The organism is Rahnella perminowiae (assembly GCF_019049695.1).
In the GTDB taxonomy this organism is placed as follows: Bacteria; Pseudomonadota; Gammaproteobacteria; order Enterobacterales; family Enterobacteriaceae; genus Rahnella; species Rahnella perminowiae.
Genome location: NZ_JAFMOT010000152.1, coordinates 1 through 12706 on the forward strand (window position 1 = coordinate 1; position 12706 = coordinate 12706).

The 12706-nt window shown below is 51.8% G+C and carries 9 protein-coding genes; 4 read left to right on the top strand and 5 right to left on the bottom strand.

Going from position 1 to position 12706, the window contains the following annotated elements; translation table 11 throughout:
- The 3 genes from aceF to pdhR form a co-directional block, all read right to left on the bottom strand.
- The coding region (gene aceF / locus J1781_RS03165) for a pyruvate dehydrogenase complex dihydrolipoyllysine-residue acetyltransferase (protein WP_217233197.1) at nt 1-1891 on the bottom strand (1891 nt) is incomplete at its 3' end.
- 13 nt (nt 1892-1904) lie between these two features.
- The gene (gene aceE / locus J1781_RS03170; protein ID WP_217233198.1) at nt 1905-4568 is read right to left on the bottom strand and encodes a pyruvate dehydrogenase (acetyl-transferring), homodimeric type; all 2664 of its coding nucleotides are present in this window, start codon (nt 4566-4568) and stop codon (nt 1905-1907) included.
- Between the two features lie 163 nt (nt 4569-4731).
- Complete coding sequence (pdhR, locus tag J1781_RS03175) at nt 4732-5502, bottom strand: pyruvate dehydrogenase complex transcriptional repressor PdhR (protein WP_013576986.1); 771 nt, start codon at nt 5500-5502, stop codon at nt 4732-4734.
- Between the two features lie 428 nt (nt 5503-5930).
- Here pdhR and aroP point away from each other — a divergent pair, with 428 nt between their 5' ends.
- The 3 genes from aroP to J1781_RS03190 all read left to right on the top strand — a co-directional run bounded on the left by aroP (nt 5931) and on the right by J1781_RS03190 (nt 10005).
- A complete protein-coding gene (aroP, locus tag J1781_RS03180; protein WP_129953179.1) occupies nt 5931-7301 on the top strand; it encodes an aromatic amino acid transporter AroP in 1371 nt (456 codons plus the stop codon).
- Between the two features lie 294 nt (nt 7302-7595).
- Nucleotides 7596-9038, top strand: a complete 1443-nt coding sequence (locus J1781_RS03185; RefSeq protein WP_217139499.1) for an MFS transporter — start codon at nt 7596-7598, stop codon at nt 9036-9038.
- The gene (locus J1781_RS03190; protein ID WP_217233199.1) at nt 9031-10005 is read left to right on the top strand and encodes a glycoside hydrolase family 43 protein; all 975 of its coding nucleotides are present in this window, start codon (nt 9031-9033) and stop codon (nt 10003-10005) included. Before J1781_RS03185 ends, J1781_RS03190 begins: the two co-directional genes overlap by 8 nt.
- An 85-nt stretch (nt 10006-10090) precedes the next feature.
- On the opposite strand, the gene ampE is transcribed toward J1781_RS03190, so the two are convergent.
- Together ampE and ampD are read right to left on the bottom strand one after the other, a co-directional pair.
- Nucleotides 10091-10945, bottom strand: a complete 855-nt coding sequence (gene ampE, locus J1781_RS03195) for a beta-lactamase regulator AmpE (protein ID WP_129953182.1) — start codon at nt 10943-10945, stop codon at nt 10091-10093.
- Nucleotides 10946-11004: 59 nt separating this feature from the next.
- Nucleotides 11005-11577, bottom strand: coding sequence for a 1,6-anhydro-N-acetylmuramyl-L-alanine amidase AmpD (gene ampD, locus J1781_RS03200; protein WP_129991320.1), 573 nt, complete (start codon nt 11575-11577; stop codon nt 11005-11007).
- A 94-nt stretch (nt 11578-11671) separates the two neighbouring features.
- Between ampD and nadC the strand changes: the two genes are divergently transcribed.
- Complete coding sequence (gene nadC, locus J1781_RS03205) at nt 11672-12565, top strand: carboxylating nicotinate-nucleotide diphosphorylase (RefSeq protein WP_129991319.1); 894 nt, start codon at nt 11672-11674, stop codon at nt 12563-12565.
- Nucleotides 12566-12706: the final 141 nt, after the last annotated feature.

The following is a 12706-nucleotide window of genomic DNA, read 5'->3' on the forward strand; positions in this document are numbered from 1 at the left end:
TCACCAGACGGCGAATGTCAGACAACACGTTGTTGATGATGGTAATGAAGCGCGCACCATCGGCCCCGTCAATCACACGGTGGTCGAAGGAGAGCGACATTGGCATCATCAGACGCGGTGTGAACTCTTTACCGTTCCAGACTGGCTCAATGGCAGACTTGGAGACACCCAGGATAGCCACTTCCGGCGCATTAACGATTGGCGCGAAATGGGTCGTCCCGATACCGCCGAGGCTGGAGATGGTGAAGCAACCGCCCTGCATTTCACCGGCAGTCAGCTTACCGTCACGGGCTTTCTTGGAGATCGCCATCAGCTCACGGGACAACTCGGCGATGCCTTTTTTGTTCACGTCTTTGAAGACCGGAACAACCAGACCGTTTGGCGTATCGACCGCCACACCGATGTTGATGTATTTTTTCAGCGTCAGTTTCTGACCATCTTCGGACAGAGAACTGTTGAAGCGTGGCATCTGCTCAAGCGCAGCCGCAACGGCTTTCATGATGAAGACCACCGGCGTGAATTTCACGTCCAGTTTGCGTTTAGCGGCTTCATCGTTCTGCTGTTTACGGAACGCTTCCAGCTCAGTGATATCGGTTTTGTCGAAATGCGTAACATGCGGGATCATCACCCAGTTACGGCTCAGGTTCGCACCAGAGATTTTCTGGATACGGCCCAGTTCGACTTCTTCAATTTCACCGAATTTGCTGAAGTCCACTTTCGGCCAAGGCAACATGCCAGGAAGACCGCCACCCGTTGCTGCTGCCGGCGCGGCTTCAGCACGTTTGACCGCGTCTTTCACGTAAGTCTGAACGTCTTCGCGCAGGATACGGCCCTTACGGCCGGTCCCTTTGACTTTCGCCAGGTTAACGCCGAACTCACGGGCCAGACGGCGGATAACCGGCGTGGCGTGAACATAAGCATCGTTCTCAGCGAACTCGCCTTTGCTCTCTGCTTTAACAGCAGGTGCAGCGGCTTTTTGTTCCTGTTTCGCCGGGGCAGCCGCTTCTTCTTTCTTAGCCGCCGGAGCAGCAGGCGCAGCGCCTTCTACTTCAAAGACCATGATCAGAGAACCGGTGCTGACTTTATCGCCCGCCGCGATTTTGATTTCTTTCACCGTGCCCGCGAACGGTGCCGGGACTTCCATTGAGGCTTTGTCGCCTTCAACGGTGATCAGTGACTGTTCAGCACTGATTTTGTCGCCGACTTTCACCATGATTTCAGTGACTTCCACTTCGTCGCCACCGATATCAGGTACATTCACTTCTTTGCTGCCGGACTGAGCCGGAGCCGCAGGTGCCGCGTCTGATTTGGTTTCTGCAGCAGCGGCAGGTGCGGCTGCACCCGAGCCTGCCACGTCGAAGACCATGATCAGAGAGCCGGTGCTGACTTTATCGCCCGCAGCGATTTTGATCTCTTTTACTTTACCCGCGAACGGTGCAGGGACTTCCATAGAAGCTTTATCGCCTTCTACGGTGATCAGCGATTGTTCCGCTTCGACTGTGTCACCCACTTTCACCATGATTTCAGTGACTTCTACTTCATCGCCACCGATATCAGGCACGTTCACTTCTTTGCTTTCGCTGGAAGCAGGTGCGGCGGCAGGCGCTTTCTCTTCTGCTTTGGCTTCCTGTTTCGCAGGTGCCGCATCAGCAGCACCATCAGCGGCGTCGAAGATCATGATCAGTTTGCCGGTTTCAACGGTATCGCCAACCGCAACTTTAATTTCTTTGACCACGCCAGCCTGTGGAGAAGGCACTTCCATAGAAGCTTTATCGCCCTCAACGGTGATCAGCGATTGTTCAGCTTCAACTTTATCGCCCACCTTCACCATGATTTCGGTGACTTCCACTGCATCTGCACCGATATCCGGTACGTTAATTTCAATAGCCATCTGTCTTTACCTCTTATGCCAGACGCGGGTTAACTTTTTCTGGATTGATATCGAATTTCTTAATGGCTTCAGCCACTACAGACGTTTCGATTTCGCCGCGTTTAGCCAATTCACCCAGCGCAGCAACCACAACGTACGATGCATCCACTTCGAAGTGGTGACGCAGGTTTTCGCGGCTGTCTGAACGACCGAAGCCATCCGTACCCAGAACGCGATAATCACTGGCCGGAACGTATGTACGAACCTGTTCAGCAAACAGTTTCATGTAGTCAGTTGACGCTACCGCTGGCGCATCGCTCATTACCTGGGCGATGTACGGAACGCGTGGTGTTTCGGTTGGATGCAGCATATTCCAGCGCTCACAATCCTGACCGTCGCGGGCCAGTTCAGTGAAGGAGGTCACGCTGTAAACGTCAGAACCTACGCCGTAATCTTTGGACAGGATCTCAGCGGCTTCACGTACGTGACGCAGGATAGAACCTGAGCCCAGCAACTGCACTTTACCTTTGCTACCTTCCAGCGTATCTAACTTGTAGATACCCTTACGGATGCCTTCTTCCGCGCCTTCCGGCATGGCTGGCATGTGGTAGTTTTCGTTCAGCGTGGTGATGTAATAATAAATGTTTTCCTGCGCTTCACCGTACATACGTACCAGACCATCATGCATGATGACAGCCACTTCGTAAGCGTAAGACGGGTCGTAAGAAATACAGTTAGGGATAGTCAGAGACTGAATGTGGCTGTGGCCATCTTCATGCTGCAGACCTTCACCGTTGAGGGTAGTACGACCCGAAGTACCGCCGATCAGGAAGCCACGCGCCTGTTGGTCACCCGCTGCCCAGCACAGGTCGCCGATACGCTGGAAACCAAACATAGAGTAGTAGATGTAGAACGGGATCATTGGCAGATCGTTGGTGCTGTAAGACGTCGCTGCGGCCAGCCATGAAGATGCGGCACCCAGTTCGTTGATACCTTCCTGCAGGATCTGACCTTTCTCGTCCTCTTTATAGTAAGCAACCTGCTCACGGTCCTGCGGGGTGTATTGCTGACCGTTCGGGCTGTAAATACCAATCTGACGGAACAGACCTTCCATACCGAAAGTACGCGCTTCATCGGCGATGATCGGGACCAGACGGTCTTTAATGGAGTCGTTTTTCAGCATCACGTTCAGGGCACGGACGAAGGCGATAGTGGTAGAGATCTCTTTCTTCTGCTCTTCCAGCAGTGGTGAGAAGTCTTCCAGTTTCGGCATTTCCAGCTTCTGCGTGAAGTTTGGCAGACGAGTCGGCAGGTAGCCTTTCAGCGCAGCACGACGCTCATGCAGGTATTTGTATTCTGCAGAGTCTTTTTCCAGCGTGATGTACGGCAGTTTTTCCAGATTTTCATCGGTGACTGGCACACTGAAACGATCACGGATATAGCGCACGCCATCCATGTTCATTTTCTTCACCTGGTGAGCAATGTTTTTACCTTCGGCAGCGTCGCCCATGCCATAACCTTTAATGGTATGCGCAAGGATAACGGTCGGCTGGCCTTTGGTATTCTGTGCTTTGTTCAGTGCAGCGAAAACTTTCTTCGGATCATGACCACCACGGTTCAGTGCCCAGATTTCGTCGTCGGTCATGTCTTTGACCAGCGCCGCAGTTTCAGGGTATTTACCGAAGAAATGGTCACGTACGTATTTACCGTCGCGGGACTTGAAGGTCTGATAGTCGCCATCAACGGTTTCGTTCATCAGCTGGATCAGTTTACCGCTGGTGTCTTTACGCAGCAGTTCATCCCAACGGTTGCCCCAGATCACTTTAATCACGTTCCAGCCAGCGCCTGAGAAGATGCCGTCAAGTTCGTTGATGATTTTACCGTTGCCGGTTACCGGGCCATCAAGACGCTGTAAGTTACAGTTGATGATGAAGCACAGGTTATCCAGTTTCTCACGGGTCGCGATGGTGATCGCACCTTTGGATTCTGGTTCGTCCATTTCACCGTCGCCCAGGAATGCGTAAACGCGCTGTGCGGAGGTATCTTTCAGGCCACGGTGTTCCAGATATTTCAGGAATTTAGCCTGGTAGATGGCACCAATCGGGCCCAACCCCATCGATACCGTCGGGAACTGCCAGAATTCAGGCATCAGTTTAGGGTGCGGATAAGAAGACAGACCTTTACCGTGAACTTCCTGACGGAAATTGTTCATCTGGTCTTCAGTCAGGCGGCCTTCAAGGAAAGCACGTGCGTATACGCCCGGGGAGATGTGGCCCTGGAAGTACACCAGATCGCCGCCGTCTTTTTCGTTGCGCGCACGGAAGAAGTGGTTGAAGCACACTTCGTACACGGTCGCAGAAGACTGGAAGGACGCCATGTGGCCGCCGAGTTCCAGGTCTTTCTTGGACGCACGCAGAACGGTCATGATGGCGTTCCAGCGGATAGCGGTACGAATGTTACGTTCCAGCTCCAGGTTACCCGGGTATTCAGGTTCGTCTTCAACAGCGATGGTATTGACGTAGTTACGGCTGGCTGCGCCAGCAGCGACGCTTACGCCGCCCTTGCGCGCTTCACTGAGAACCTGATCGATCAGGAACTGTGCACGCTCAACACCTTCTTCACGGATGACCGATTCGATCGCTTGTAGCCAGTCGCGAGTTTCGATCGGATCCACGTCATTATTTACACGTTCTGACATGGTGCTTTTCCTTATCTGTCTCTAATACGTTGGTTTATCTGGAGCCTGTCTTCCTGCACTCTTTCAAAAACGCGCTTCGCCGCTAAGAGAGCGCACGAAGACAGGCCCGTCATGTAGTTGCCGTGAGCCCTCAAATGAGGGCTCTAAAAATTAACCCTGATGGTTAACTTTCATCTTTTCGTTGCTGGAGTCGTCGTAAAGACCGATCCCGCCGGGTGTGTTCCCTGCTGAGATCCAGCAAAACTTCTTCAATGAACGCCAGGTGACGGTGAGATGCGGCACGCGCTATTTCTGGTTCCCGTGCAACAATCGCCTCGAAAATACTGGCGCGGTGGTTGCTTACTGTCGCCAGCATTTCCCGGCGTGAGTAAAGCAATTCAAAGTTCTGTCGAACATTCTTCTCGAGCATTGGCCCCATACAGCGGACCAGGTGCAGCAGCACCACATTATGGGCTGCTTCTGTTACAGCGACCTGATACTGCATAACCGCATCGGCTTCTGCATCCAAATCTCCGCTGTCTTGTGCGGTCTGAATAACCACATGACAATCGCGAATGCGCTGCAGATCTTCCTCTGTGCCACGAAGCGCCGCGTAATACGCAGCGATCCCTTCAAGGGCATGTCGTGTTTCAAGGAGATCGAATTGTGATTCAGGATGGTCGGCCAGTAACTCGGCCAGCGGATCACTCACGCTTTGCCACAGGTTACTTTGTACGAAAGTGCCACCACCCTGACGGCGCAGGAGTAGCCCCTTCCCTTCCAGGCTTTGGATTGCCTCTCTGAGAGAAGGTCGCGATACATCAAACTGTTTGGCCAGTTCGCGCTCTGGCGGAAGCTTTTCCCCAGGCCTCAAGGTGCCTTCGAGGATCAGAAACTCAAGTTGCTGCTCGATCACATCGGATAACTTAGGCTGTCGGATTTTGCTGTAAGCCATATATGTGCGGTTCTCTGCGAGTAGCGACTCTGTAAGTTGCCGGAGTCAATTGGTAATACCAATTTAAAAAACGTGGCCGTAAAGTAACAAAGTATTCACCTTGTGTCCATATGGCTACCCAGTAAATGCGTCGACCCCGCACATTTTAACAAATTTTTATCATTTATCGTTTTTACGCTGCGTGAGATCTCATTTTAGAGATCCAGAACAAATTTCCGGTCAATTTGATTATTTGTTATGCGGATGGCGCATAAACCCCGTGCAAACTTTTCCGCATAACATTATTCTTGCCCGAACGGTAGATGATCCTGATTTTTAGGCTCAATCCAGCCGTAAATAATTAGATACAAAAAGTGTAATTATCGCCTTACATTCTCTCTAACACACAGAATGTTATGGGTTTTGCCCCTATGACAGAGGACAGGTAAATGGTTGATCAACAACAAGGCGATGAGCTGAAGCGCGGCCTCAAAAACCGTCATATTCAGTTGATTGCATTAGGCGGGGCCGTCGGTACAGGGCTGTTTCTGGGCAGCGCTTCCGTCATTCAGTCCGCGGGGCCGGGGATTATTCTTGGCTACGCCATTGCGGGTTTTATCGCATTCTTAATTATGCGTCAGTTAGGGGAAATGGTTGTTGAGGAGCCGGTTGCAGGCTCATTCAGCCACTTTGCTTACAAATACTGGGGCGGATTTGCCGGGTTTGCTTCCGGCTGGAACTACTGGGTTCTGTATGTTCTGGTTGCGATGGCCGAACTCACTGCCGTCGGTAAATATATTCAATTCTGGTGGCCGGAAATCCCGACATGGGTTTCTGCCGCAGTATTCTTCGTGCTGATCAACGCCATCAATCTTACTAACGTTAAAGTGTTTGGTGAGATGGAGTTCTGGTTTGCGATCATTAAAGTGGTTGCCGTGGTGGCGATGATTCTGTTCGGTGGCTGGTTGCTGTTCAGCGATACGGCAGGCCCGCAGGCAACAGTACGTAACCTTTGGGAGCAAGGCGGTTTCCTGCCTCACGGCATGACCGGGCTTGTGATGATGATGGCGATCATCATGTTTTCCTTTGGTGGCCTGGAACTGGTCGGGATTACTGCTGCTGAAGCGGATAATCCGGAAGTCAGCATCCCTAAAGCGACCAATCAGGTTATCTACCGCATCCTGATTTTCTATGTAGGCTCACTGGCTGTACTGCTTTCGCTGATGCCATGGACCCGTGTCGGACCGGATACCAGCCCGTTTGTGCTGATCTTCCATGACCTGGGGGATGCACTGGTGGCCAACGCCCTGAACGTGGTGATCCTGACAGCCGCGCTGTCGGTTTATAACAGCTGTGTTTACTGTAACAGCCGCATGCTGTTTGGCCTGGCTCAGCAAGGCAACGCGCCTAAGGCATTGCTCAATGTCGATAAACGCGGCGTTCCGGTGGCTTCCATCCTCGTTTCTGCTGCCACCACAGCGCTGTGTGTTCTGATCAACTATCTGATGCCGGGTGAGGCGTTTGGCTTGCTGATGGCCCTGGTGGTGTCTGCACTGGTGATCAACTGGGCAATGATCAGCCTTGCGCACATGAAATTCCGTCAGGCGAAACGTCGTGAAGGCGTGGAACCTAAGTTCAAAGCGCTGCTGTATCCGCTGGGTAACTATATCTGCCTGCTGTTTATGGCAGCAATTCTGGTGATCATGGCTATCACGCCAGGCATGGCGATCTCCGTGTGGCTGATCCCTGTGTGGCTGGTGGTGCTGGGCATCGGTTACTGGATCAAAAATCAGCAAAGCGGGAAATCCGTTAACGCTTAAGTTAAATAGTTAAGAGATACCCAAAATAATTCGAGTTGCAGGAAGGCGGCAGGCAAGAGAACCCGATGAGCTTACTCTGGTAAGTGATTCGGGTGAAAGATGGTAGCCAACGCACCTGCAGCTCGAAGTATGATGGGTATTTGTTATCTGGCTCACATTTCCTCCCGTATGACTAAAATGTCCATCTTCATGACTCTTACCTCCTGACCACTCTGTCTCACTCCGACCAATACTCTGGGCTATCAAACAGTTTTTTAACAAAATCCTTTTATCCAATAGCCGGAGTGAACATCCATGAAGGAAGGCGCACTGTCGTTTAAAGAGAAAGTAGCGTACGGAATGGGGGATGCGGGCTGCAATATGATTGGCGGCGCCATCATGCTGTTTCTTAATTATTTTTACACCGATGTTTTCGGTTTAGCCCCCGCGCTGGTGGGGATATTGCTGTTGTCGGTGCGTGTTATCGACGCGGTAACCGACCCGATAATGGGGGCGATCGCCGACCGTACCACCACCCGCTGGGGACGTTTCCGCCCGTATTTGTTGTGGGTTTCAGTGCCGTATGTACTGTTCAGCGTGCTGATGTTCACCACACCGGAATGGAGTTACAACAGCAAAGTTATCTATGCCTTTGTCACTTACTTCCTGATGTCACTGACTTACACGGCCATCAACATTCCTTATTGCTCGCTCGGTGGCGTCATTACTGCCGACCCGCATGAGCGTGTTGCCTGTCAGTCTTACCGCTTCTTTATGGTAGGGATCGCGACACTGATCCTCTCTTCCACCTTGCTGCCGATGGCCGATTTTTTCGGTGGCGCAGACAAAGCCAAGGGCTACCAGATGTCGATGGGCGTGATGGCGATCATCGCGCTGTTCATGTTCCTGTTCTGCTTCAGCTCGGTAAAAGAACGGATCCAGCCCGCAGTACCGTCAAAACATGCCTTAAAATCTGACCTGAAAGATGTGTGGAAAAACGACCAGTGGGTACGCATCCTGCTGCTGACGTTCTGCAACGTGTGTCCGGGCTTCATCCGTATGGCCGCCACCATGTATTACGTTACCTGGGTGATGGAAAAATCCACTTCATTTGCCAGTATGTTTATCAGCCTCGGCGTAGTGGGCATGATGATCGGCAGCGCGCTGGCAAAACCACTGACAGATAAATACTGCAAACTGAAAGTGTTCTTCTGGGCCAACATCATCCTGACCATTTTCTCCTGCGGATTCTATTTCCTCGACCCGCACGCCACGACACTTATTCTGGTGGCGTACTTTATCCTCAACATCATGCACCAACTCCCTTCCCCGCTACACTGGTCGCTGATGGCTGACGTTGACGATTACGGCGAATGGAAAACTGGCAAGCGCGTCACCGGCATCAGCTTCTCCGGTAATCTGTTCTTCCTGAAATGCGGACTGGCGGTAGCAGGCGCGATGGTCGGCTTCCTGCTCTCTGCGTACGGCTACAATGCCGGCGCAACACAGCAAAGCGACCATGCCATTAACGGCATTATGTTGTTATTCACTGTCATTCCGGGCGTGGGTTATTTCATTACCGCCGGTGTTGTACGTCTGCTGAAAGTTGACCGCGAAACCATGCGTACCATTCAGGCAGATCTGGAGATTCGCCGCCGTAATTACCGCGAACTGAATGAATATCATGACGCGAAAAATACACAAGACGCAGAAATAATCAGCGTCCCCCTGACCAGCAAGGAGCTGAAACATGAGTAATTACCCCAACCCGCTGATTGAGCAACGTGCCGATCCGCATATCTGGCTGCACAGCGACGGAAACTATTACTTTATCGCATCAGTACCTGAATATGACCGGCTGGAGATCCGCCGCTCGTCAACGCTGACAGGGCTTGCTCAAGCTCCGGCTACCCTCGTCTGGCACAAGCCAGATACCGGCCCGATGAGTGCGCTGATCTGGGCACCGGAGTTGCATTTCATCGACGGACAATGGGTCATTTACTATGCGGCCGCCCCGTCACAAGAAATTGTCGATGGCTTATTCCAGCACAGAATGTATGCGCTGGTTTGTGAGGATGCTGATCCGCTCAGCGGAACCTGGCAGGAGAAAGGTCAGATCCAGACCCCGATTGACAGTTTTTCGCTCGATGCCACTCATTTTGAGCATCAGGGCAAAAGCTATTATCTGTGGGCTCAAAAAGACCCAACAATTCGCGGAAACTCCAATTTATATCTGGCTGAAATGGAAAACCCGTGGACGCTGAAATCACCGCCCGTCATGCTCAGTAAGCCTGAACTGGACTGGGAAACTATCGGTTTTTGGGTTAACGAAGGGCCGGCCGTGATCAAACATGGTGATAAAATTTTCATCACCTATTCCGCCAGCGCTACCGACGAAAATTACTGTATCGGCCTTCTTACCGCAGATATCAACAGCAACCTGATGGATCCGGCGAGCTGGCATAAATCCCAGCGTCCGGTATTCAGTACTCAGGCGCAGAACCGGCAGTTCGGCCCTGGTCATAACAGCTTCACCCGTAATGAACGGGGCGAAGATGTGCTGGTGTATCACGCCCGCAATTACACCGAAATTGAGGGTGATCCGCTGTACGACCCGAACCGACATACGCGCATTAAAACCTTCCGCTGGGACGAGAATGGCATGCCCGATTTCGGAGAACCCGCCGCCGATAACCGTCCGCTGACGTTACAAAAACAGCACTGACAAAAAGCAAAAAGCCCGGACCATGAAAATGTACCGGGCTTTTTTAATGCGCTAAGCGTCACAAAATAGTGGATGGCAAAATGCGCTAAATCAGGGTGCCATAAATCGTCAGCAGTGCCACAACCACCAGAATGATCATCGTCACTTTACGTGCGAGACTCACGGCCGCACGAGGCGTCTGTACCGGATCAGTATGCGGGTCACGCGCAAGAGAGAACTGCGCCAGCCGTGTTAAGACCTGATATTGTGAGGAGTGAATATCGCCTAACGAAGCAAACCAGGCCGGTAAGGCTTTTTCCCCGTGACCAAGCAATGCATAAGCAACGCCAGCCAGACGAACCGGGATCCAGTCGAGAATATGCAGCAGTGCATCCACCCCGGACTGGGAACGTTTCAGTGGTGGCATGTGACGCGCCAGCCAGGTCTGATAACCCCGCAATACGGCATAACCGCCCAACGCTATCGGTCCGTAAGGCCCGCAGACCACGAACCAGAACAACGGCCCGAGATAGTAGCGGTAGTTGATCCAGAGAAGTGCATTTTGCAGCTCTCTCAGACGGGCTTCTTCACTGCAATCTGTTGGCAGCCCATGGATCAAGGCCAGCTCTTCTGCCATTTCCTTACAGGCATCGACATCACCCTGACGGGCTGACTTAAGGTAGGCACGGTAATGCTTGCGCTTGATGCCAGCGCCAATGCACAGCAGGCATAAAATCACCCATAAGATCAGCGTTGGCACACCGAAGAAGAGCCCCTGCACAGCACGCAATACTCCCCCGATTATCACCATCCAGATAATCATGATGGCCAGGGTTTTAGCCAGAGAAGCCTGCCGGCCGCGGCGAAAAATCACCTCAAACCGATGATCCAACTGCCAGTGTTCACCCAGTTTGAATAAGCGTTCCCAAGCCAGCACCAGAAGCAAAGTAAATAACGTCATCGATTGTCACTCTCTCTTAATACATTACCCATGTAAAACAGATACCGAAGCCCGGTTAATTACCGGTCAGAAAGATCATTCTGCCCTACCGGCAACGCTAGCAGCTTGCGATAAAATGCCCAGTCGAATTCAGGGCCGGGATCGGTCTTACGCCCGGGAGCAATATCACTGTGTCCGGTAATGGCATCGGGACTGATAGGATAATGCTTAATTAACAACTCAGTAACAGAAGCCAGACTGCGATATTGTGCATCAGTAAAGGGTTGAAAATCAGTCCCTTCCAGCTCAATACCAATCGAAAAGTCATTACAGCGCTCACGCCCCCGCCAGCTGGATATACCGGCATGCCAGGCACGTTTATCAAACGGGACATATTGCACAATCTCGCCATCACGACGAATTAAACAATGCGCAGCAACGCGTAAATGGCTGATCCCTTCAAAATAAGGATCATCCAGTGGATTCAGCGTGCCGGTAAACAATTGATCAATATAAGGACCGCCAAATTTTCCAGGCGGCAAACTGATGTTATGGATCACCAGCAATGAGGGTATTTCATCTTCAGGACGGAGATCAAAATGGGGAGAAACGACCTGCCGGGCTTCAGTAATCCAGCCTTGTTTTAAGTGCATCAAAGACCTCAATGATGTGCTCGGGTGGTACTTATCACAGCAACAGGGTAGCATGTTTTTTTCTCCTTCTTATCCGCCATTTCGGAGTATTTGTATGTCTACCCGCAGCTACAGCCCTGAAAGTCGCCGCGCACAGTTACTCGAACGTATCCAGAATGATATTCCTTCTCTTGTTACTCAGGCTCTCGGTGAAGATCTGGGGGGCGAAGTCAATGCCAACAATGACTTAACAGCTCAGCTGTTGCCGCAAGATAAACAGGCTAACGCCACCATTATTACCCGCGAAGCTGGCATTTTCTGCGGTCAGGGCTGGTTGGACGAAGTCTTTACCCAACTGGCTGGCGATAAAATCACCGTCAGATGGCATGTTAAAGACGGCGATAACGTATCTGAAAACCAGACTTTATGTGAACTCTCAGGTTCCGCGCGCATGCTGCTGACCGGTGAACGTACCGCACTGAATTTTGTGCAGACCTTGTCCGGCGTGGCAACTGAGGTGAATCACTATGTGAAAATCCTTGAGGGCACCAAAACTCAGTTGCTCGATACCCGCAAAACCTTACCCGGCCTGCGTACAGCGCTGAAATATGCCGTGTTATGTGGCGGCGGAAGCAATCACCGCCTTGGTCTGGCTGATGCGTTTCTGATTAAGGAAAACCACATCATTGCCTGCGGCTCCATCAAAGCGGCCGTAGAGCGTGCCTTATGGATCCACGCGGAGGTGCCCGTTGAAGTAGAAGTCGAATCCATCGATGAACTTCAGCAGGCGTTGGATGCAGGTGCTGATATTATTATGTTGGATAATTTCACCGTGCCGATGATGCGCGAAGGCGTTATTCTGACCGCAGGCCGTGCGCTGCTTGAAGTGTCCGGTAACGTGACGGCAACAACGCTACGCGAATTCGCGGAAACCGGCGTGGATTACATTTCTGTCGGTGCGCTGACCAAGCATGTCAGAGCCATGGATCTTTCCATGCGCTTCAGCTAATCATTTCGCTGTTGCCCCCGGATTCCTTTTCAGGGGCAACACGACGTCTTTCGCTCTATTTCATCTTGCCGTACTACCCTCACATTCTCTCCTTCTGACCACCATCACTTTTTTCATTTCATCTTTGTTGTTGCGAGTCCT